At 66.8% G+C, this 20,199-nt stretch carries 20 protein-coding genes; 11 read left to right on the top strand and 9 right to left on the bottom strand.

Annotated elements, in window-relative coordinates; genetic code table 11:
- Window positions 1-49: 49 nt before the first annotated feature.
- Window positions 50-1,207, bottom strand: coding sequence for an ABC transporter substrate-binding protein (locus ABD05_RS02435; protein WP_047898799.1), 1,158 nt, complete (start codon window positions 1,205-1,207; stop codon window positions 50-52).
- A gap of 171 nt (window positions 1,208-1,378) precedes the next feature.
- Window positions 1,379-2,320 (bottom strand): CysB family HTH-type transcriptional regulator, encoded by a 942-nt coding sequence (locus tag ABD05_RS02430; protein WP_047898798.1) that lies wholly within the window; start codon window positions 2,318-2,320, stop codon window positions 1,379-1,381.
- A gap of 220 nt (window positions 2,321-2,540) precedes the next feature.
- On the opposite strand from ABD05_RS02430, the gene ABD05_RS02425 reads away from it, so the two are divergent.
- The 6 genes from ABD05_RS02425 to cobA all read left to right on the top strand — a co-directional run bounded on the left by ABD05_RS02425 (window position 2,541) and on the right by cobA (window position 8,745).
- On the top strand, window positions 2,541-4,220 hold the full coding sequence (locus ABD05_RS02425) for a nitrite/sulfite reductase (protein WP_047898797.1): 1,680 nt from the start codon (window positions 2,541-2,543) through the stop codon (window positions 4,218-4,220).
- Window positions 4,221-4,245: 25 nt separating this feature from the next.
- The gene (locus ABD05_RS02420) at window positions 4,246-4,803 is read left to right on the top strand and encodes a DUF934 domain-containing protein (RefSeq protein ID WP_047898796.1); all 558 of its coding nucleotides are present in this window, start codon (window positions 4,246-4,248) and stop codon (window positions 4,801-4,803) included.
- A complete protein-coding gene (locus ABD05_RS02415) occupies window positions 4,800-5,549 on the top strand; it encodes a phosphoadenylyl-sulfate reductase (RefSeq protein ID WP_047898795.1) in 750 nt (249 codons plus the stop codon). Before ABD05_RS02420 ends, ABD05_RS02415 begins: the two co-directional genes overlap by 4 nt.
- Window positions 5,550-5,623: 74 nt before the next feature.
- Window positions 5,624-6,586: a sulfate adenylyltransferase subunit CysD gene (gene cysD / locus ABD05_RS02410; RefSeq protein WP_047898794.1), complete on the top strand. Its 963-nt coding sequence runs from the start codon at window positions 5,624-5,626 to the stop codon at window positions 6,584-6,586.
- A 22-nt stretch (window positions 6,587-6,608) separates the two neighbouring features.
- A complete protein-coding gene (locus ABD05_RS02405) occupies window positions 6,609-7,925 on the top strand; it encodes a sulfate adenylyltransferase subunit 1 (protein ID WP_047898793.1) in 1,317 nt (438 codons plus the stop codon).
- 70 nt (window positions 7,926-7,995) lie between these two features.
- The gene (gene cobA, locus ABD05_RS02400; RefSeq protein ID WP_047898792.1) at window positions 7,996-8,745 is read left to right on the top strand and encodes a uroporphyrinogen-III C-methyltransferase; all 750 of its coding nucleotides are present in this window, start codon (window positions 7,996-7,998) and stop codon (window positions 8,743-8,745) included.
- Between the two features lie 78 nt (window positions 8,746-8,823).
- Here cobA and ABD05_RS02395 read toward each other — a convergent pair whose 3' ends face one another.
- Genes ABD05_RS02395 through lptF form a run of 3 tightly spaced genes read right to left on the bottom strand, consistent with a single transcriptional unit; the run spans window position 8,824 to window position 11,481 of the window.
- Window positions 8,824-9,207 (bottom strand): sirohydrochlorin chelatase, encoded by a 384-nt coding sequence (locus tag ABD05_RS02395; protein WP_047898791.1) that lies wholly within the window; start codon window positions 9,205-9,207, stop codon window positions 8,824-8,826.
- Window positions 9,208-9,234: 27 nt separating this feature from the next.
- Window positions 9,235-10,383 carry an LPS export ABC transporter permease LptG gene (gene lptG / locus ABD05_RS02390; protein ID WP_047898790.1) on the bottom strand — a complete coding sequence of 383 codons (1,149 nt, stop codon included), beginning with the start codon at window positions 10,381-10,383 and terminating at the stop codon, window positions 9,235-9,237.
- Between the two features lie 3 nt (window positions 10,384-10,386).
- On the bottom strand, window positions 10,387-11,481 hold the full coding sequence (lptF, locus tag ABD05_RS02385) for an LPS export ABC transporter permease LptF (RefSeq protein WP_047898789.1): 1,095 nt from the start codon (window positions 11,479-11,481) through the stop codon (window positions 10,387-10,389).
- A 122-nt stretch (window positions 11,482-11,603) separates the two neighbouring features.
- On the opposite strand from lptF, the gene ABD05_RS02380 reads away from it, so the two are divergent.
- From ABD05_RS02380 to ABD05_RS02370, 3 genes are read left to right on the top strand one after another with little or no spacing between them, the layout of a single operon-like run.
- Window positions 11,604-13,115, top strand: a complete 1,512-nt coding sequence (locus tag ABD05_RS02380) for a leucyl aminopeptidase (RefSeq protein WP_047898788.1) — start codon at window positions 11,604-11,606, stop codon at window positions 13,113-13,115.
- A gap of 34 nt (window positions 13,116-13,149) precedes the next feature.
- The gene (locus tag ABD05_RS02375) at window positions 13,150-13,566 is read left to right on the top strand and encodes a DNA polymerase III subunit chi (RefSeq protein ID WP_047898787.1); all 417 of its coding nucleotides are present in this window, start codon (window positions 13,150-13,152) and stop codon (window positions 13,564-13,566) included.
- Between the two features lie 25 nt (window positions 13,567-13,591).
- Complete coding sequence (locus ABD05_RS02370) at window positions 13,592-14,335, top strand: DUF2486 family protein (protein ID WP_047898786.1); 744 nt, start codon at window positions 13,592-13,594, stop codon at window positions 14,333-14,335.
- Window positions 14,336-14,480: 145 nt separating this feature from the next.
- On the opposite strand, the gene ABD05_RS02365 is transcribed toward ABD05_RS02370, so the two are convergent.
- Window positions 14,481-14,807 (bottom strand): c-type cytochrome, encoded by a 327-nt coding sequence (locus ABD05_RS02365; RefSeq protein ID WP_047898785.1) that lies wholly within the window; start codon window positions 14,805-14,807, stop codon window positions 14,481-14,483.
- Window positions 14,808-14,944: 137 nt separating this feature from the next.
- Window positions 14,945-16,618 (bottom strand): dihydroxy-acid dehydratase, encoded by a 1,674-nt coding sequence (gene ilvD / locus ABD05_RS02360; protein ID WP_047898784.1) that lies wholly within the window; start codon window positions 16,616-16,618, stop codon window positions 14,945-14,947.
- Window positions 16,619-16,753: 135 nt separating this feature from the next.
- On the opposite strand from ilvD, the gene ABD05_RS02355 reads away from it, so the two are divergent.
- Entirely contained in the window at window positions 16,754-17,668 is a 915-nt protein-coding gene (locus ABD05_RS02355; RefSeq protein WP_047898783.1) for a LysR family transcriptional regulator, read from the top strand.
- An 89-nt stretch (window positions 17,669-17,757) separates the two neighbouring features.
- Window positions 17,758-18,648 carry a prolipoprotein diacylglyceryl transferase gene (gene lgt, locus ABD05_RS02350; protein WP_047898782.1) on the top strand — a complete coding sequence of 297 codons (891 nt, stop codon included), beginning with the start codon at window positions 17,758-17,760 and terminating at the stop codon, window positions 18,646-18,648.
- Between the two features lie 110 nt (window positions 18,649-18,758).
- On the opposite strand, the gene ABD05_RS02345 is transcribed toward lgt, so the two are convergent.
- Together ABD05_RS02345 and ABD05_RS02340 are read right to left on the bottom strand one after the other, a co-directional pair.
- Window positions 18,759-19,499: an SIMPL domain-containing protein gene (locus tag ABD05_RS02345; RefSeq protein WP_034178771.1), complete on the bottom strand. Its 741-nt coding sequence runs from the start codon at window positions 19,497-19,499 to the stop codon at window positions 18,759-18,761.
- Between the two features lie 191 nt (window positions 19,500-19,690).
- Complete coding sequence (locus ABD05_RS02340) at window positions 19,691-20,152, bottom strand: EVE domain-containing protein (RefSeq protein WP_047898781.1); 462 nt, start codon at window positions 20,150-20,152, stop codon at window positions 19,691-19,693.
- Window positions 20,153-20,199 lie beyond the last annotated feature (47 nt).

Below are 20,199 nucleotides of genomic sequence, written 5' to 3'. Positions count from 1 at the left end.
TGGCGGAAATCCGGATGCCGGGCAAGCCACCCGGTTGCCGGCGCGCGAGTTACTGGCTCAGGTAGACGAACCGGTCCTGTTTCACGATCCCCATCACGCTTGCCCGCTGGTCGAGCCCCACATGATCCTTGTCGCTGGAATTGACGACGCCGTTCGGCACGACGAGTTCGTGCGCCCGTTCGAGTTCCCGCCGCAGCGCCGCGCGAAACGCCGGCGTGCCGGGCTGCGCGGTCTTCAGTGCGCGGCCGACCGCGTCGGCGAGGCGCGGGTAGACGCCCGCCGCGTCGCCCGCGAACTGCGTGACGGTGCCGGCGCCGTACTTCGCCTCGTACGCGTCGACGAACGCGAGCGCGGCCTTGCGGGCCGGATGGTCGGCCGGCAGCGTGCGTGCGACGACGACCGGCTGGGTCGGGAACAGTGTTCCGTCGACGTCCTTGCCGCCGAGCTTGATGAATTCCGGCGTCGCGATCCCGTGCGTCTGGTAGATCGCGCCCTTGTAGCCGCGTTCGATCAGCGTGCGCTGCGGCAGCACGGCCGGCGTGCCCGAGCCCGCGATCAGGATCGCGTCGGGCTTCGCCGCGATCAGCTTCAGCGCCTGGCCCGTGACGCTCGCATCGGTGCGGTTGAAGCGCTCGGTCGCGACGACGCGGATCTTGCGCAGGTCGCCGAAGCGCGTGAACTCGTTCAGCCAGCTGTCGCCGTAGCTGTCCGCGAAGCCGATGAAGCCGACCGTCTTCACGCCGTGGTTCGCCATGTAGCGCGTCATCACGTCGGCCATCGCGCGGTCGCTCTGCGCCATCTTGAACGCCCAGGTGCGCGCGCCTTCCTGCGGCTCGACGATCGCGCCGGAGCCGACCAGCGTGATCATCGGCGTCTGCCCGGCGGCCACCGCGTCGAGCGCCGCGAGCGCGGCCGGCGTGACGTTCGGCCCGACCACGACGTCGACGTGATCCTCGTCGACCAGCTTGCGGATGTTGCGTACGGCGGTGCCCGGGTCGGACGCATCGTCGAGCACGGTCACCTGCACGGGCTGCCCGGCGATCGTCTTCGGCCACATCAGGATCGCGTTCTTGCTCGTGATGCCGATCGCGGCGGCCGGCCCGGTCGACGACAGGTCGACGCCGATCTTCAGGTCGGCATGCGCGGCTGCGCAGGCCAGTACGAGGGCAGCGCCGGCGGCGCGGCGCAACAGGGCGGGAAGCGTCATGCGGGAATCTCCGTCGGGCAGCAAAAAGGGGCGCGATATGCGCCCCCGGTGTTTATACACGCGGGTCTCAAGAACACGCCGGGCCGCCCCAGGTTTTCCGCCCCGAAGGAAGTCCCCTTGGGGGATGACCCCCTCGGAGAGCCTGGTGCGAAGCGACAGGTCCGGGGGCGCTTACAGCTCGTACGATTCGGCTTCGCCCTTGAGCGCCTGCTCGATCAGCTTGCGGTTCAGCGTCGGCGACAGCAGTTCGACGAGCGTATACACATAGCTGCGCAGATAGGCGCCCTGCTTGAGCGCGACGCGCGTCACGTTGCTGCCGAACAGGTGGCCGACCGGGATCAGCCGCAGGTTGCGGTCGCGCTCGGGATTGAACGCGATGTCGGCCATGATGCCGACGCCGAGGCCGAGCTCCACATAGGTCTTGATCACGTCGGCGTCGATCGCCTCGAGCACGATGTCCGGCGACAGCCCGCGCAGCGCGAACGCCTGGTTGATCTTCTTGCGGCCCGCGAACGCGTCGTCGTACGTAATCAGCGGATATTGCGCGAGATCGTCGAGCGACGGCGGCTTGCGTTCGAGCAGCGGATGATCGGCCGGCACGACGGCCGCGTGATGCCACTGGAAGCAGGGCAGCGACACGAGTTCCTTGTAGTCGGCGATCGCCTCGGTGGCGATCGCGAGATCGGCCTGGTCGTGGATCACCATCTCGGCCACCTGCGTCGGGCTGCCCTGCAGGATCGACAGGTGCACCTTCGGGAAGCGCTTCTTGAATTCGGCGATCGCGGCCGGCAGCGAGTAGCGGGCCTGCGTGTGGGTGGCCGCGATGGTCAGGTTGCCCTGGTCCTGTGCGGCATAATCTTTTCCGACCCTTTTAAGGCTTTCAACCTCCTGCAGGATCCGCTCGACCGACGCGAGGATGATCCTGCCCGGCTCGGTGAGCGAGCGCACGCGCTTGCCGTGCCGCGTGAAGATCTCCACGCCGAGCTCGTCCTCGAGCTCGATGATCGCCTTCGATACCCCCGGTTGCGACGTGTAGAGCGCCTTGGCGGCCTCGGTGAGGTTGAAATTCTGCCGGACGGCCTCGCGCACGAAGCGAAATTGGTGCAGGTTCATTTATAACCCTTCCGCATATCAACAGAATTTTTTAGTCGTTTGAAATATAAGGCGAGTTTATTACGATTCACCGGAGTTTTTCAAATATGGATATCTGTTTTCGTCATTAGCAATCCACCCGGCAGCGGAATGGCCGGCGGCAGTGACGGTGGAACGGAGATTCGGGCGCGACGTGGCTAGGACGTCGCGCGGTCACCACGAAAACCCCTGGGGTCCCCGAATGTATCAGTACGACCAATACGACCAGACGATCGTCGACGAGCGTGTCGCGCAGTACCGCGATCAGGTGCGCCGCCGCCTGTCGGGCGAGTTGAGCGAAGAGGAGTTTCGTCCGCTGCGTCTGCAGAACGGCCTGTACATGCAGCGCCACGCGTACATGCACCGCATCGCGATTCCGTACGGCAACCTGCGCAGCGACCAGCTCCGGATGCTGGCGCGCATCGCCCGCGAGCACGACCGCGGCTACGGCCACTTCTCGACCCGCTCGAACATCCAGTTCAACTGGATCCAGCTGGAAGACACGCCCGAGATCCTCGCGAAGCTCGCGTCGGTGCAGATGCACGGGATCCAGACGTCGGGCAACTGCATCCGCAACATCACGGCCGACCAGTTCGCGGGCGTCGCCCAGGACGAGGAGATCGATCCGCGTCCGTGGTCGGAGATCCTGCGCCAGTGGTCGACGTTCCATCCCGAATTCGCGTGGCTGCCGCGCAAGTTCAAGATCGCCGTGTCGGGCTCGAAGCACGACCGCGCGGCCGTGCAGATCCATGACCTCGGCGTGTACCTGAAGAAGAACGCGCAGGGCGAAGTCGTCGCGAGCGTCCTCGCGGGCGGCGGCCTCGGCCGGACGCCGATCGTCGGTGCGGTGATCAAGGAAGACCTGCCGTGGCAGCACCTGCTCACGTACTGCGAAGCCGTGCTGCGCGTGTATAACCGCTACGGCCGCCGCGACAACCTGTACAAGGCCCGCATCAAGATTCTCGTGAAGGCGCTGTCGCCCGCGAAGTTCGCGCAGCAGGTCGAGGAAGAGTGGCAGCACCTGAAGGACGGCCCGTCGACGCTCACGCAGGCCGAACTCGACCGCGTGTCGCAGTATTTCCAGCCGCCCGTCTACGAGAAGCTGGCCGACACCGACGCATCGTTCGAACAGCACCTGCTCGAGAACAAGGCGTTCGCGCGCTGGGTCGAGCGTAACGTCGCGCCGCACAAGGTGCCGGGCTACGCGGCCGTCACGCTGTCGCTGAAGGATCATCGCGTGGCCCCGGGCGACGCGACCGACCGGCAGATGGAGCTGGTTGCCGACTGGGCCGACGAATACTCGTTCGGCGAGCTGCGCGTGTCGCACGAGCAGAACCTGATCCTCGCGAACGTGAAGAAGCGCGACCTGTTCGCGGTGTGGGAAAAGGCGAAGGCGGCCAGTTTCGCGACGCCGAACATCGGTCTGCTGACCGACATCATCGCGTGCCCGGGCGGCGATTTCTGCTCGCTCGCGAACGCGAAGTCGATCCCGATCGCGCTGGCGATCCAGCAGCGTTTCGACGATCTCGACTACGTGTACGACCTCGGCGACCTGTCGCTGAACATTTCCGGTTGCATGAACTCGTGCGGCCATCACCACGTCGGCAACATCGGCATCCTCGGCGTCGACAAGGACGGTTCCGAGTGGTACCAGGTGTCGCTCGGCGGCGAGCAGGGCACGGGCCGCGACGGCGCGCGCCTCGGCCGCGTGATCGGGCCGTCGTTCTCCGCGGACGAAGTGCCGGGCGTGATCGCGAAGTTGATCGACACGTTCGTCGAATCGCGCGTCGACGGCGAGCGTTTCATCGACACGTACGATCGCATCGGCATCGCGCCGTTCAAGGAGCGCGTGTATGCGGCGCGCCAGACGGTGAACGCGTAACCAACCGGGTAGAAGGAATTAGCAGATGGCTTCGATTATCAAGAACCGCGCAGTGATCGACGATGCATGGCAGGTCGTGCGCGCGGCGGAAGACGGTGCACTGCCCGCGGTCGACGCATTGCCGGCCGGCAAGGTGCTGGTGCCGTTCGCGTGGTGGCAGGCCGAGCGTACGGCGCTCGTTGCCGCGAAGACGAAGGACGAACTCGGCGTGTGGCTCGCGCCGGACAGCGAGCCGGCCGATCTCGCGGCCGATTTCGGCGCGATTTCGCTGATCGCAGTCGACTTCCCGCGCTTCGCGGACGGCCGCGGTTACAGCATCGCGCGCCTGCTGCGCGAGCGTTACGGCTGGACGGGCGAGCTGCGCGCGATCGGCGACGTGCTGCGCGATCAGTTGCTGTACATGTCGCGTTGCGGCTTCGACGCATTCGCGGTGCGCGCCGACAAGGACATCCGCGACGCGCTGAATGCCTTCACGGAATTCACGCAGCGCTACCAGGGCGCGTTCGACGAGCCGGCGCCGCTGTTCCGCCGCCGCGCCGCCGTGACCGACGTAGCGACGCCCGACGCCAAGGTGGGCGCATGAGCACCGCGACCGCCACCGCGCTGACCCCGGAACTCGCCGCGAAGGTCGAGCGCCTCGACGCGCTGCTTGCGCAGATCGGCGCACGTCACGAGAAGGTGAAGTTCGCGAGCAGCCTTGCCGCGGAAGACATGCTGCTCACGCATGCGATCCTGTCGAAGGGCGTGTCGATCGGCATCTTCTCGCTGAACACGGGCCGCCTGCATGCGGAGACGCTCGGCATGATCGACCGCGTGCGCGAGCGCTACGGCTACGAAATCGAGCAGTTCCACCCGCAGCAGGATGCGGTCGACCAGTACGTCGCCGAGCACGGCCTGAACGCGTTCTACGAGAGCGTCGAGCTGCGCAAGTCGTGCTGCCACATCCGCAAGGTCGAGCCGCTGAACCGCGCGCTGGCCGACGTCGGCGCGTGGGTGACGGGCCAGCGCCGCGAACAGTCGGTCACGCGTGCCGAGTTGCACGAGGAAGAGCAGGACGAAGCGCGCGGGATCGCGAAGTACAATCCGCTCGCCGACTGGACCGAAGCCGACGTATGGGCGTACCTTGGTGCGTTTGACGTGCCGGTCAACCCGCTGCATGCGCGCGGCTACCCGAGCATCGGCTGCGAGCCCTGTACGCGCGCGATCCGCCCCGGCGAGGACAGCCGCGCGGGCCGCTGGTGGTGGGAGTCGCGCGATACGAAGGAATGCGGGCTGCACATCACGATCACGCCGATTCCCGCGACCGCCGAAGCCGGCGCCGCGCACTGAACGCCTCACAAGAAACTGAATATTGCGCCGCCTGCGACAGCGGGCGGCACGAACCCAGAAGAAGGACTGAAATCATGAGCACGACGCTCGAGCAATCCGCCTTTGCCCCGGCCACCGGCGGCGACAGCCGCATGGGCCACCTCGACTGGCTCGAAGCCGAGTCGATCCACATCCTGCGCGAACTGGTCGCCGAATGCAGCAAGCCGGCGCTGTTGTTCTCGGGCGGCAAGGATTCGGTCGTCGTGCTGCATCTGGCACTGAAGGCGTTCGGCCTCGGCGCGAACCGCAAGACGTCGCTGCCGTTCCCGCTCGTGCACATCGACACGGGCCACAACTATGACGAAGTGATCGACTTCCGCGACCGCCGCGCGCAGGAGCTCGGCGCCGAACTGGTCGTCGGCCACGTCGAGGATTCGATCAAGCGCGGCACGGTCGTGCTGCGCCGCGAAACCGATTCGCGCAACGCCGCGCAGGCCGTCACGCTGCTCGAGACGATCGAGCAGCATGGCTACACCGCGCTGATCGGCGGCGCGCGCCGCGACGAAGAGAAGGCACGTGCGAAGGAGCGCATCTTCTCGTTCCGCGACGAATTCGGCCAGTGGGACCCGAAGGCGCAGCGCCCCGAGCTGTGGAGCCTCTTCAACGCGCGACTGCATAAAGGCGAGCACCTTCGCGTGTTCCCGATCTCGAACTGGACCGAGCTCGACGTGTGGCAGTACATCGCGCGCGAGAACCTCGAACTGCCGTCGATCTACTACGCGCACGAACGCGAGATCGTGCGCCGCAACGGGCTGCTGGTGCCCGTCACGCCGCTCACGCCGATGCGCGAGGGCGAGACGAGCGAGCTCGCGCAGGTGCGCTTCCGCACGGTCGGCGACATCAGCTGCACGTGCCCGGTCGAGAGCGATGCGGACGACCTTGAGAAGATCATCGCCGAGACGGCGGTGACCGAGATCACCGAGCGCGGCGCGACCCGGATGGACGACCAGGCGTCCGAAGCCGCGATGGAAACGCGCAAGAAGCAAGGTTATTTCTGAAGCACACGAGGACATTCACATCATGAGCATCATCGAAAATACCGAAGACCTCGGCGTGTTGCGCTTCATCACCGCGGGCAGCGTCGACGACGGCAAGAGCACGCTGATCGGCCGCCTGTTGTACGACAGCAAGGCCGTGCTGTCCGACCAGCTGTCCGCGCTGTCGCGCGCGAAGAACAAGCGCACGGTCGGCGACGAGCTCGACCTCGCGCTGCTGACCGACGGCCTCGAGGCCGAGCGCGAGCAGGGCATCACGATCGACGTCGCGTACCGCTACTTCGCGACCGCGAAGCGCAAGTTCATCATCGCCGACACGCCGGGCCACGAGCAGTACACGCGCAACATGGTGACAGGCGCGTCGACCGCGCACGCGGCGATCGTCCTGATCGATGCGACGCGCATCACGGTCGAGAACGGCGTCGTGCAACTGCTGCCGCAAACCAAGCGCCACAGCGCGATCGTCAAGCTGCTCGGCCTGCAGCACGTGATCGTCGCGATCAACAAGATGGACCTCGTCGACTACAGCGAGGCGCGGTTCAACGAGATCCGCGACGCGTACGTCACGCTCGCGAAGCAGCTCGGCCTGACCGACGTGCGCTTCGTGCCGGTGTCGGCGCTGAAGGGCGACAACATCGTCGGCGCGAGCGAGCGCATGCCGTGGTACGCGGGCGAGCCGCTCCTCGACGTGCTCGAGTCGCTGCCGGTCGAGACGCAGGCGCATGACGCGCTGCGCTTCCCGGTGCAATGGGTCGCGCGCCAGGACGGCAGCTCGGCCGACGATTTCCGCGGCTACATGGGCCGTATCGAGTCGGGTGAAGTGAAGGTCGGCGATGAGATCGTCGTGCTGCCGTCGAACCGCACCGCGACGGTCGCAGAGATCGTCGCGCCGGTGCCGGGCGGCACCGCGTCCGTCCCGCAGGCGTTCGCAGGCCAGACGGTGACGATCCGTCTCGAACAGGATGTCGACGTGTCGCGCGGCGACATGTTCGTCACGACCGCCGAGCCGGTCGAGCCGGCCAGGAAGCTCGAGGCCGACCTGTGCTGGTTCGACGAAACGCCGCTGTCGCCGCAGCGCAAGTACCTGCTGAAGCAGACCACGAGCACGGTGTTCGCCAAGATCGGCGCGGTCAAGCAGGTGCTCGACGTGCATACGCTGTCGCACGCGACCGACCGTCACGAGCTGAAGATGAACGACATCGGCCGCGTCGCACTGACGCTGCAGAAGCCGATCGTCTGCGACACGTACGATGCGCATCCGGGCACGGGCGCGTTCGTGCTGATCGACGAGGCGACGCACCACACGGTCGCCGCCGGCATGATCCGGGCGTTCTCGGCGTAATCGGCAAACCGCGCGGCGAGCCGCGCCGCCATACGGCGGCGCGGGCCGCAGGACTAGCGAAGCGACAAACATGGGCAAGGTGTATCTGATCGGAGCAGGGCCGGGCGCGGCGGACCTCATCACGGTGCGCGGCGCGCGGTTGCTGGCGCAGGCCGACGTCGTGCTGCACGACGCGCTTGTCGAGCCCGCGATGCTCGACTACGCGCCGAACGCGCGCAAGATCGCGGTCGGCAAGCGCTGCGGGCAGCGCTCGACCGCGCAGCACTTCATCAACAAGCAGATCGTCGATGCGGCGCGCGAGCATGCATGCGTCGTGCGGCTGAAGGGTGGCGACCCGATGCTGTTCGGTCGCGCGGAAGAGGAAATGCGCGCGCTCGATGAGGCCGGCATCGACTACGAGGTCGTGCCGGGCATCACCGCGGCGCTGGCCGGCGCGGCGACGCTGAAGCGTTCGCTGACGCTGCGCGGCGTGTCGCGCAGCGTCGCGTTCGCGACGCACAGCCGTGCGCCGGGCAGCGACGAGATCCGCGAAGCCGCGCGCGCCGATTCGATCGTCTACTACATGGGCCGCGACAGCGCGCCCGGCATTGCGCAGGAACTGATCGACGCCGGCCGTGCACCGGCGACGCCCGTGGCGATCGTCGAGGCGTGCAGCACCGCGCGCGAACGCTCGCTGACGCTGACGCTCGCGCAGATGGCGGCGGGCGATGCGCAGGCGTGGCTCGATCCCGCGGAACCGAGCCTGCTGATGATCGGCGACGCGTTCGCCGAGCGCGCACGGCACGCGAAAACGGGCGATCCGCTGCGGGATGCGGCCTGAGCGGAATCCGGCTGGAGTCCGAAACGAAAAAAGCGCTGGCAGAAGCCAGCGCTTTTTCATTTGGGGCCGCCGTTTCGCTTACGCGTCGTCGCCGATCTGGTCGATGCAATAGCGTGCGATCGCGTCGAGCACGCCGTCGTCTTCGCCGACGGCCGTCGCGCAGCGGATCTCGACGCCCGGATGCGCGGCGCGGCATGCATCGACGAGCTGCGGCAGATCGCGGCGGACATGGCCGCCCTGGCCGAAGAACACCGGTATCACGGTGATGCGCGCGCAGCCGGCTGCGACTTGCGCGGCGACGGCTTCACCGAGCGACGGCGTCATCAGTTCGAGGAACGCGAGCGACACGTGCGGAGCAGGGGAGCCGGCGCCGCGCAGCCGCGCGGCGAGCCGTTCGAACGGCTCGGCCCAGCGCGGATCGCGGGCGCCGTGGCCGAACAGGACGATGCCGTGCGAGCTCATGTTGAAATCTCCGTCGTGACGCGGCGCTCAGTGCCGGTCGACCCACTTGAGTGCGAACAGGCCGAGCGCGAGATAGATCAGGCCCGGTGTCGCAGCAGTGAGCGGCGCGGGCCACGTGTTCAGCGTGCCGATGTGCGAGAACAGCGTATTGAGCAGCTGGAAGCTCATGCCGAGCATGATGCCGCCGAACACCTTCACGCCGACCACGCCCGCACGCGTGTGCAGGTATGCGAACGGCAGCGACAGCACGAGCATCACGAACACCGCGAACGGATACAGCAGCTTGCGCCACAGCGCGATGTCGTAGCGCTGCGTGTCCTGCTGGTTTTCGCGCAAGTGCTGGATGTAGCGGAACAGGTTGAAGATCGACATGCGCTCCGGCGATACGAGCAGCACCGACAGGATCTGCGGCGTCAGGTCCGAACGCAGCCGGTATTCGGGCAGCGACACCTGCTGCGACCGGTAGACGGGGTTCAGCGCGTCGGCCGGCTGGCCGCTGATCGGCTTGATCGGCGTGAGCTCCGTTTCGGTGACGCCCGTCAGCAGCCAGTGACCGGGCGGCTCGTAGCGGCCCGTCTGCGCGATCCGCAGGTTCTGCAGCTGGAATTTCGAGTCGAATTCGTAGATGCGCACGTTGCTGATCGTCGAGTCGGGCGACAGGCTGCCGACGTTGACGAAACGCGTGACCTGTTCGCCGTTTTCGCGGGCCGCGAGCGTGTCCTTCACCCACACGCCCGACTGGAAGTTCGACGACACCGACGCACCGAGCGCCTGCAGCCGCACGCGCTCCGACAACTGGTCGGCGTACGGGCCGACGAATTCGCCGATCAGGTAGGTGAGGATCACGAGCGGCACGCCGATCTTCAGCAGCGAGCGCAGCGCCTGGTTGGTCGCGAGGCCCGACACGCGGAAGATCGTGAATTCCGAATTCGCGGCCATTTGCGCGAACACGTAGATCGCGCTGATCAGCGCGGCGACCGGGATGATCTCGTAGAAGCGCGACGGCGTCTGCAGCGCGACGCGCAGCACCGCGTAGCCGAACTTGTAGTTGCCGTGCCCGACCGAGTTCAGTTCGCTGATCAGGTCGAAGAAGAAGAACAGGCCCGAGAACGCGAACAGGATGAAGACGAACGTGACGTAGATCTGTCGCGCGAAGTACTTTTCATAGAGCCGCATCGATCATGCTCCCGAGCGGCCGAACAGCGCGCGTGTAAACAGCGGACGATTGCGCACGCGCAACCAGAAGATGACGGCGACGATCGCCGCGACGAGCGCGTGCAGGCCGACGAGGCCGACGCCGAACGACATCTTGCCCTGCTCGATCTGCGCCTGCACGACGTTCAGCAGGTTCGAGTACGTGAGGTAGATCAGCACGGCCATCACGAGGTTGATCGTGCGGCTGCGGCGCGGGTTCTGGTACGCGAGCGGGATGCCGAGCACCATCAGGTTGAGCGCGATCAGCGGCAGCCCCGCGCGCCACGCGAATTCCGCGAGGTTGTCGCGCGTCGGGTTGCTCAGCAGCTCGGGTGTCGGCGTGCTGTTGGTGGTCTGCACGTTCACGACCGGCTTGCTCGTGATCTTCACGCCGTAGCGCTCGAACTCCATGATCTTGAAGTTCGGCTGGCCCGGCGTGCCGTCGTAACGGCGGCCGTCTTCCAGGACGACGAAACGGTCGCCGTCCTTCGTGGTTTCAGTATGACCCGTCTGCGACACGACGACGTTGACCTTGCCGTTCTCGGTCGACGTCACGAACACGTTCTGCACCTTGCTCTGATCGGGCGTCATCTTCTCGATGAAGAACACGCGATGGTTCGCGGCCGACTCGCGGAACTGGCCCGGCGCGAGCAGCGAGATCTCGTCGCGCTGCTGGAAGCGTGCCTTGATCAGCTTGCTCTGCTGGTTCGACCACGGCCAGCCGACGAACGCGAAGAACGCGATCAGCAGGATGATCGGCGCGGCGAACATGCCGATCGGCTTGATGAGGCGCGTGAGGCTCACGCCTGACGCGAGCCACACCACCATTTCGGAGTCCCGGTACCACCGGGTCAGCACGAACAGGATCGACACGAACAGCGTGACGACGAGCATCACGGCGAGGTAGCCGATCACGGTCAGGCCGATCAGCACGAGCACGTCCCGCGGATCGATTTCACCGGACGCGGCGTAGCCGACGATGCGGATCATCATCGTCGTGAGCATGATCGTGAGCAGCACCATGAACACGGCGCCAGCCGTATACGCAAGCTCGCGCTGGAGGGAGCGTTCGAAGATCATTCTTGATGAGAAGAGGGCGGGAGGCTGCGCACGCGTGGTGGAGCGCTCGCGCCGCCACGGGAAAAATAGCGGATAATTGCGGCTTTCATCCTTAGCCCAGATTTTATCCGAGGACAAGCGCGATGGACTTTAGCATAAAAGGCTGTGATTGGAGCAAAGGCGAGGCCAAGGGGTTCCTGACCGGGAAGTCCGACTGCATCGTGCTCGGCATCTTCGAGGCGCAGACGCTTTCGGGCGCGGCGCTCGACATCGACACGGCCACCAAGGGACTGATTTCGCGCGTGGTGAAGGCCGGCGACATGGACGGCAAGCGCGGCAAGACGCTGTTCCTGCACGAAGTATCGGGCATCGGCGCGTCGCGCGTGCTGCTCGTCGGCCTCGGCAAGCAGGATGCTTTCAATCAGAAAGCCTATAACGACGCGGTCACGGCCGCCTGGCGCGCGCTGCTGGCGACCAAGGTCGTCCAGGTCACGTTCACGCTCGCGCAACTGCCGGTCGACGAGCGCAGCTCCGACTGGGGCGTGCGCGCGGCAATCCTCGCGCTGCGCAACGAGACCTACCGCTTCACGCAGATGAAGAGCAAGCCGGAACCGGCGTCGCACACGCTCAAGCGCGTCGTGTTCAGCGTCGATCCGTCGGATGAAAAGGCCGCGAAGGTCGCGGTCAAGCAGGCCGTCGCGCTCGCGAACGGGATGGATCTCACCCGCGACCTCGGCAACCTGCCCGGCAACGTCTGCACGCCGACCTATCTGGGCAACACCGCGAAGAAGATCGCGAAGGATTGGGGCCTGAAGGCCGAGGTGCTCGGGCTCAAGCAGATCCAGGCGCTGAAGATGGGCTCGTTCCTGTCGGTCGCGCGCGCGTCGGTCGAGCCGCCGCAGTTCATCGTGCTGCACTACCAGGGCGCCGCCGCGAAGGCTGCGCCGGTCGTGCTGGTCGGCAAGGGCATCACGTTCGACACGGGCGGCATCTCGCTGAAGCCGGGCGAGGGCATGGACGAGATGAAGTACGACATGTGCGGCGCCGGCTCCGTGCTCGGCACGATCCGCGCGGTCGCCGAGATGGGCCTGAAGATCAACGTCGTCGCGATCGTGCCGACCTGCGAGAACATGCCGGGCGGCAACGCGACGAAGCCGGGCGACATCGTTACCAGCATGAAGGGCCTGACGATCGAGGTGCTGAACACCGACGCCGAAGGCCGCCTGATCCTGTGCGATGCGCTCACCTATGCGGAGCGCTTCAAGCCGGCCGCGGTGATCGACGTCGCGACGCTGACGGGCGCGTGCGTGATCGCGCTCGGCGGTCACAACAGCGGCCTGTTCTCGAAGGACGACGCACTCGCGGGCGAACTGCTCGACGCGTCGCGCGAGGCGAACGACCCGGCGTGGCGCATGCCGCTCGACGACGAGTACCAGGACCAGCTGAAGTCGAACTTCGCGGACATCGCGAACATCGGCGGGCGCCCGGCCGGCGCCGTGACGGCCGCGTGCTTCCTGTCGCGCTTCACCGACAGCTATCCGTGGGCCCACCTCGACATCGCGGGCACCGCATGGAAGGGCGGCGCCGCGAAGGGCGCGACGGGCCGTCCGGTGCCGTTGCTCGCGCAGTTCCTGATCGACCGCGCCGGCCAGTGATGGCGGTGCTGACGACGATGCGGGTGAGCGGGCAATGACGCGAATCGACTTCCATTCGAACGTCGGCGATTCGCTCGCGTACGCATGCCGGCTGCTGCGCAAGGCCTACCAGGCCGGGCAGCCGGTCGTCGTGCTCGCCGAGCCCGCGCGCCTGCGCGCGCTCGACGAGCGGCTCTGGACGTTCTCGCCGCTCGATTTCATTCCGCATTGCGGCGTCGACAGCGAGCACGCAGCCGGCACGCCGATCGTGCTGGCCGCCGATCTCGACCAGGCGCCGCATCATCACGTGCTGCTGAACCTCGGCGCAACCGTGCCCGCGCAGTTCGCCCGCTTCGAGCGCCTGCTCGAAGTGGTCGGCAATGCGCCGGACGAGCTGGCCGCGGGCCGCGATCGCTACCGCTTCTACCGCGATCGCGGATACGCGCTGAACAACTACAAGCAGGGCAGCTAGCCGCAACCGTCGACGGAGTGTTCTCGTGACGCAAGACGATTCATCCACGATCCCGACGCTGACCGACGTGCTGGTGCCGGGCAAGCCGGTGCCGGCGCGCGCGCCCGCGCCCGACGCGCCGCAGCCCCAGCCGCACGCCGGCGCGGCGATTCCGGTGCTGACCGACGTGATCGCGTCAACCGATTCCACGAAAACCGAGGCCGACCCCGAATTCGTCGTGATCGAACCCGTGCCGACGCTGCACGTGCCAACGGTCGAGCTGCCGGGCGACGTGGCGACGGCTGCTGCGGCGGCGATGGGCGAGACCGATGCGCCGGCCGAACCGGGCACCGCGGAGCACGTGGTCGCCGAGGACGCAGCGGCAATGAATGCGCCGCTCCAGTCATCGCTGGGCGACGACGATGTGTCGCATGCGTTCGCCGCGGTGGCGCGTGATGCGGTCGGGCACGCGTCAGAAACAGTCATGCCGGAGGCGGTCGTACCGGCTGCGGTGCCGCAGCCGGATGTGCAGGCAGCCGTCGGTCTGACGCCGGAAGATGCGCAGCATATCGCCGAGCGCCTGCGCAATCGGCTGACGAGCTATCTGACTGGAGCAGGGCGCGAGGCCATCGAGGCCCGCTGCCGCAATGCGCTGCATGAGCATTCGGCCTGGCTGGTCGGCCAGGTCACGCGCGAGGTGGCGCTGACGCTGGAAACCGAGGTCATGGACTGGGTCCGCGACGCGGTAGACGAAGAGATCGCGCGGCGCCGCGCCGGTCATTCGGGCTGAACACCCGGCCGTTTCGGCGACAGAAAAGAGGGTGCGGTTCCAGTAAGTGCCGGCAAAGCTGCCGGCGAGGGGCCGGTCAGCCGGTGCAAGCCCGCCTGTCGGCGGCGCCCGGCATAACGGTTGTGCCCCGTCCGGGGCATCCGGTTCAACGCAGCGACAGCACCCATTGCGCGAGCGCATGGGCTTCGCCGCTCGTCAGTTGCGTATTGGCGGGCATCGGCACGCTGCCCCACACGCCGACGCTGCCTTTCACGATCGATTGGGCAAGGTAATCGACGGCGTCGCCGCGCGCCGCATACTTGCCGGCGATGTCGCGGAACGACGGGCCCATCAGCGGCTTGCCGATCGCGTGGCAGGCCATGCAGTTCTTGCGCTGCGCGAGCGCAAGCCCGTCGGCCTGTTCCGCGCGCGCCGGCGCTGCGCTGCCGATCAGCAGCGTCACGAGCAGGGCGCGCAATATCGTCTGTTTCATGCGGTTCTCCGCCGGCGGGGACGGCCGGCCTCATGGTCCGCGCATTATAAAAGCAAAGGGAACGCACGTTTTGCGCGTTTCCCCGGCGGCCATTTCTATTGGGGTCGCATGTTGCGGCGGTATCGCGTCCGCCCGCGTCAACCCGTGACGGCGCCCTTGTTCGCCGGCCGAGCGAGGGCCGCGAATTTCGCGAGCACGCCGCGCGTATAGCGTGGCGCCGGCTGTTTCCACGCCGCGCGACGGCGCGCGAGTTCGGCATCGTCGACGTTCAGCTGCAGCAGCAGCTGGTGCGCGTCGATCGTGATCGAGTCGCCTTCCTGCACGAGCGCGATCGTGCCGCCGACGAACGCCTCGGGCGCCACGTGGCCGACCACCATGCCCCACGTGCCACCCGAGAAGCGCCCGTCCGTGATGAAGCCGACCGATTCGCCGAGCCCCTTGCCGATGATCGCGGACGTCGGCGCGAGCATTTCCGGCATGCCGGGCCCGCCCTGCGGGCCGAGGTAGCGCAGCACGAGGATGTCGCCTGCGAGGATCCGGTCGCCGAGGATCGCATCCATTGCGCTCTGCTCGTCGTCGAACACGCGTGCCGGGCCCGTGATCACCGGGTTCTTCAGGCCGGAGATCTTTGCGACCGCGCCGTCTTCCGCGAGATTGCCTTTCAGGATCGCAAGATGGCCTTCCTTGTACAGCGCGCGGTCGATCGGGAAGATCACGTCCTGGTCCGCGCGCGGCACGCTCGGCACGTCCTTCAGTTCGTCGGCGATCGTGCGGCCGGTGATCGTCATGCAGTCGCCGTGCAGCAGCCCCGCATCGAGCAGGATCTTCAGCACCTGCGGAATCCCGCCGGCCCGGTGCAGGTCGGTCGCGACGTACCGGCCCGACGGCTTCAGGTCGCAGATCACGGGCACGCGCTTGCGGATGCGCTCGAAGTCGTCGATCGTCCAGTCGACCTCGGCCGCATGCGCGATCGCGAGATAGTGCAGCACCGCATTGGTCGAGCCGCCGGTCGCCATGATCACCGACACCGCGTTTTCGATCGACGCCTTCGTGATGATGTCGCGCGGCTTCAGGTCGCGCTTCACGGCCTCGACGAGCACGCGCGCCGATTCGGCGGCCGAATCGACCTTCTCCTGGTCGGGGTTCGCCATCGTCGACGAGTACAGCAGCGACATCCCGAGCGCCTCGAACGACGAACTCATCGTGTTCGCGGTGTACATGCCGCCGCACGAACCCGACGTCGGGCACGCGTTCTGCTCGACGCCTTCGAAATCCTCCTGCGACATCCGGCCCGCGGTGAATTCGCCGACGGCCTCGAACGACGACACGATCGTCAGGTCGCGGCCCTTCCAGTGGCCCGGGCGGATCGTGCCGCCGTACACGTAGATGCCCGGCACGTTCAGGCGCGCGAGCGCGATCATGCCGCCCGGCATGTTCTTGTCGCAGCCGCCGACGACGACCACGCCATCCATCCATTGCCCCTGCACACAGGTCTCGATGCAGTCGGCGATCACCTCGCGCGACACGAGCGAGTACTTCATGCCTTCGGTGCCCATCGACATGCCGTCCGAAATCGTCGGCGTGCCGAAGATCTGCGGGTTCGCGCCGGATGCCTTAACGGCCTCGACGGCCGCGTCCGACAGGCGCTGCAGGCCGGAATTGCACGGCGTGATCGTCGAATGGCCGTTCGCGATGCCGACCATCGGCTTGTCGAAATCGTCCTTCTGGTAGCCGAGTGCGTAATACATCGAGCGATTCGGCGAACGGGCCACGCCTTGCGTGATGTGCTTCGAGCGACGGTTGTACGACATGGGGGACTCCATCGTTGTCTGGGCGACGCCCGTGAGCGGCGTGCCGGTTCGGATGAAACAAGAATGGAGTTTCCGGATTGGGATGTCCAATATATTATTTGTCGCTTATTAAGTCTTTTTGCGAATGAGTGACGCATGGCCGATCCGACGCCCGACCTGCGCCAGTGGCGCTATTTCATGACCGTTGCCGACGAGCGCCATTTCGGCCGCGCGGCCGAGCGTCTGGCGATGACGCAGCCGCCGCTGTCGCAGGCGATCCGGGCGCTCGAGGATGCGCTCGGCGTCGCGCTGTTCGTGCGTACCAAGCGCTCGGTGGCGCTGACGGCGGTGGGTGCGGCGCTGTTGCCCGACGTGCGCCGGCTGCTGGCGTCGGCCGATGCGCTGCCGCCGCTCGCGCGGCGGCTCGCGCGCGGCGAGGCCGGCTCGCTGTCGCTCGCGTTCGTGTCGACGGCCGATTACGGGCTGCTGCCGTCGCTGTTGCGCGCGTTCGGCGCGCGCTATCCGCAGGTGCGCCTGCAACTCTCGGAGGCGACGAGCGACGTGCAGATCGACGAACTCGTCGCCGGCCGCATCGACGCGGGGCTCGTCATTCCGCCGGTGCCGCCGCGTCACGCGGCCGGGCTGTCGTACCTGCCCGTCGTGCGTGAGCCGCTGGTGGTTGCGATGCCGGCATCAGCGTCCGACGCGCCCGAAGACGAACCCGTGCATCTCGCCGATGTCGCCGCATTGCCGCTCGTGATCTTTCCGCGTCGTTTGGCGCCCGGCTTTTATGACATCATTACGGGCTGCTACGGCGCGGCGGGGGAAACTCCGCGCATCGGCCAGGAGGCGATCCAGATGCAGACGATCGTCAGCCTCGTGTCGGCCGGCATGGGCGTCGCACTGGTGCCGCAATCGCTGCGTAACCTGCGGCGCACCGGCGTGGTCTACCGGCCGCTCGCCGGTCACGCGCCGGTCGTCGAGACAGGCCTCGTGTGGCGCACGGGCGACGTGAGTCCCGTGCTCGCCGGCTTCATCGACGTCGTGCGTGCGCAGGGCATCGCCGCGTGACGTGAACGATGGTGCATCGGTGCCGTCCAATGCGCGGTGCTGCGCGTTCGCGATCGCCGTACCGCATTCGAAAACTTCTTCGCTAACCCATGATCATTCACCCGAATTTCGACCCCGTTGCGATCCATCTCGGGCCGCTGGCCGTGCGCTGGTACGGCCTCATGTATCTCGTCGGCTTCATCGCGGCGATCGTCGTCGGCCGGATCCGCCTGAAGCTGCCGCACGTCGAGGCGCAGGGCTGGACCGCGAAGGACATCGACGACATGATGTTCTACGGTGTGCTCGGCACCGTGCTCGGCGGCCGGCTCGGCTATGTGCTGTTCTACAAGGCCGATTTCTACTTCTCGCATCCGCTCGACGTGTTCAAGGTGTGGGAAGGTGGCATGTCGTTTCACGGCGGCTTCCTCGGCGTGACGCTCGCGATGATGCTGTTCGCGTGGCAGCGCAAGCGCCACTGGCTGCAGGTCACCGATTTCGTCGCGCCGATGGTGCCGACGGGGCTCGCGGCCGGGCGGCTCGGCAACTTCATCAACGGCGAGCTGTGGGGCCGCGTGACCGACCCGACGGCGCCGTGGGCGATGCTGTTCCCGGGCGCGATGCGCGACGATGCGGCATGGCTGCCGAAACATCCGGCGCTCGTCGAGAAGTGGCATCTCGCCGACGTGTTCATGCAGTACCAGATGCTGCCGCGCCATCCTTCGCAGCTCTATGAAATCGCGCTCGAAGGCATCGCGCTGTTCTTCGCGCTGTTCTTCTTCTCGCGCAAGTCGCGGCCGATGGGCGCCGTGTCCGCGCTGTTCCTGATCGGCTACGGCCTCGCGCGCTTCACGGTCGAGTTCGCACGCGAGCCCGACGACTTCCTCGGCCTGCTTGCGCTCGGCCTGTCGATGGGGCAGTGGCTGTCGCTGCCGATGATCCTCGCGGGCATCGCGCTGATGGTCTGGGCGTATCGCCGTCGCGCGGCGCATGCGGCTGCGTGATGCAATACCGATGCGCGCGCAACTGGCGCGTGCATCGGCAACCCGCACGCAAATAAAAACGCCGGCCCTCGGGCCGGCGTTTTGCGTTTCCGACAGCCGCGCGTGGCGCGTTACTTCATCTGCACCGAGCCATTGACGGTGACCGACACGGTAGCCTTGCCGCCTTCGACCGCGATCGGTGCGCTCATCTTCGCGCTGTCCATCGGCGCCGCGGCCATCGCCATCATGCGCGGGTACGGCTGCACGTTGCGGCCGCTGCCGACGTTGACATCGCGGATCGTGTAGCTGCCGTAGCCGAACGCCTTCGCGGCTTCGTCCGCGCGGGCGCGGAACGACTTGATCGCTTCGGTCGTGAGCTTCTGCTCGGCCGTGCGCTGCGCTTCAGGCGACAGCGAGAACTCGACGTTCGCGACCTGCATCAGGTTCGACAACTGGCCTGCGAGCTTCGACGCCGCGGCGAAATCGCGCGATTCGAGCGCGACCTCGGTACGGCCGCGCCATGCGGAGATCTTCCCGTCGCGATCGGTACTCGGATACACGGAGAATGCGCCCGTGTGCGCGGTGACGCCCGATACGCCCTTCGCCTGCGACAGCGCGGCATCGGCGCGCTGGTTCAGCGCGGACGTGAGGCTGCCCGGATCCTTGGCCTGCTGTTCGTAGAACAGCGTGATGTGGATGATGTCCTGCGGCACGTCGGCGCTGGCCTGCGACGAAAGCGACAGCACGCCCGCCGGTTCCGGAAAGTGCGGGTTCGCGGCCTGCGCGTGCGCGGCGGGCGACGCGAGCGTCAGCGCGACGGGAACGGCGGCGGCGAGGGCGAGCGACAGCGCGAGTGCGGATTTCTTGGTCATTGTTGGACTCCTTGTGCGAGGGCGCGCACGCGGATCACGCGTGCACGACGCGGGCGTACCGCGCAACGAAAAAAACAGCCGGCCCGACAGGCCGACAGCGGTTGCTTAGGCTGCGCGAAAGACCCGCGAGTTCCGCGGCGGCCGAGTGTGCTGACGAGATTTGACCTTTGGCCTGCGCCTGCTGCGTGCACCTACTTCATCAGCTTTTCGGTGATGAACCGCCATTCGGCGCGCGTGACGGGCGTGATCGACAGCCGGTTGCCGCGTGCGAGCACGCGCATGTCGGCGAGTTCGTCGTGTTCGCGCAGTGCGGCGAGCGGCACGAGCGGCGCCTTTTTCACATAGCGCACGTCGACGAGCAGCCAGCGCGGCGCTTCCTGCGTCGACTTCGGGTCGTAATAGGGGCTTGTCGGATCGAACTGCGTGGGATCGGGGTAGGGCGTCGACGACACTTCGGCGAGGCCGGCGATGCCCGGCTCGGGGCAGCTCGAGTGATAGAACAGCACGCCATCGCCGATCTTCATCGTGTCGCGCATGAAATTGCGCGCCTGATAGTTGCGCACACCGGTCCACGGCAGCGAGCGCTGCGGTGCGTTGGCGAGATCGTCGATGCTTGCTTCGTCCGGTTCGGACTTCATCAGCCAGTATTGCATGGATCGTGATCGACGCAGAATGAGGCTGCTACAAAAGAAAACGGCAC

It is taken from the genome of Burkholderia pyrrocinia (assembly GCF_001028665.1).
In the GTDB taxonomy this organism is placed as follows: Bacteria; Pseudomonadota; Gammaproteobacteria; order Burkholderiales; family Burkholderiaceae; genus Burkholderia; species Burkholderia pyrrocinia.
The sequence above is the reverse complement of the archived record's forward strand: the minus strand, read 5'-3'. Positions and strand labels throughout refer to the sequence as shown.

Excerpts from the sequence above, each read along its gene's own strand:
- ABD05_RS02345 (WP_034178771.1), bottom strand. The coding sequence starts at position 19,499 with ATGACCAAGAAATCCGCACTCGCGCTGTCGCTCGCCCTCGCCGCCGCC.
- ABD05_RS02405 (WP_047898793.1), top strand. The coding sequence starts at position 6,609 with ATGAGCATCATCGAAAATACCGAAGACCTCGGCGTGTTGCGCTTCATC.
- ABD05_RS02365 (WP_047898785.1), bottom strand. The coding sequence starts at position 14,807 with ATGAAACAGACGATATTGCGCGCCCTGCTCGTGACGCTGCTGATCGGC.
- ABD05_RS02355 (WP_047898783.1), top strand. The coding sequence starts at position 16,754 with ATGGCCGATCCGACGCCCGACCTGCGCCAGTGGCGCTATTTCATGACC.
- ABD05_RS02415 (WP_047898795.1), top strand. The coding sequence starts at position 4,800 with ATGAGCACCGCGACCGCCACCGCGCTGACCCCGGAACTCGCCGCGAAG.
- ABD05_RS02430 (WP_047898798.1), bottom strand. The coding sequence starts at position 2,320 with ATGAACCTGCACCAATTTCGCTTCGTGCGCGAGGCCGTCCGGCAGAAT.
- ABD05_RS02375 (WP_047898787.1), top strand. The coding sequence starts at position 13,150 with ATGACGCGAATCGACTTCCATTCGAACGTCGGCGATTCGCTCGCGTAC.
- lptG (WP_047898790.1), bottom strand. The coding sequence starts at position 10,383 with ATGCGGCTCTATGAAAAGTACTTCGCGCGACAGATCTACGTCACGTTC.
- lptF (WP_047898789.1), bottom strand. The coding sequence starts at position 11,481 with ATGATCTTCGAACGCTCCCTCCAGCGCGAGCTTGCGTATACGGCTGGC.
- ABD05_RS02425 (WP_047898797.1), top strand. The coding sequence starts at position 2,541 with ATGTATCAGTACGACCAATACGACCAGACGATCGTCGACGAGCGTGTC.
- ABD05_RS02380 (WP_047898788.1), top strand. The coding sequence starts at position 11,604 with ATGGACTTTAGCATAAAAGGCTGTGATTGGAGCAAAGGCGAGGCCAAG.
- ilvD (WP_047898784.1), bottom strand. The coding sequence starts at position 16,618 with ATGTCGTACAACCGTCGCTCGAAGCACATCACGCAAGGCGTGGCCCGT.
- cysD (WP_047898794.1), top strand. The coding sequence starts at position 5,624 with ATGAGCACGACGCTCGAGCAATCCGCCTTTGCCCCGGCCACCGGCGGC.
- lgt (WP_047898782.1), top strand. The coding sequence starts at position 17,758 with ATGATCATTCACCCGAATTTCGACCCCGTTGCGATCCATCTCGGGCCG.
- ABD05_RS02395 (WP_047898791.1), bottom strand. The coding sequence starts at position 9,207 with ATGAGCTCGCACGGCATCGTCCTGTTCGGCCACGGCGCCCGCGATCCG.
- cobA (WP_047898792.1), top strand. The coding sequence starts at position 7,996 with ATGGGCAAGGTGTATCTGATCGGAGCAGGGCCGGGCGCGGCGGACCTC.
- ABD05_RS02420 (WP_047898796.1), top strand. The coding sequence starts at position 4,246 with ATGGCTTCGATTATCAAGAACCGCGCAGTGATCGACGATGCATGGCAG.
- ABD05_RS02435 (WP_047898799.1), bottom strand. The coding sequence starts at position 1,207 with ATGACGCTTCCCGCCCTGTTGCGCCGCGCCGCCGGCGCTGCCCTCGTA.
- ABD05_RS02340 (WP_047898781.1), bottom strand. The coding sequence starts at position 20,152 with ATGCAATACTGGCTGATGAAGTCCGAACCGGACGAAGCAAGCATCGAC.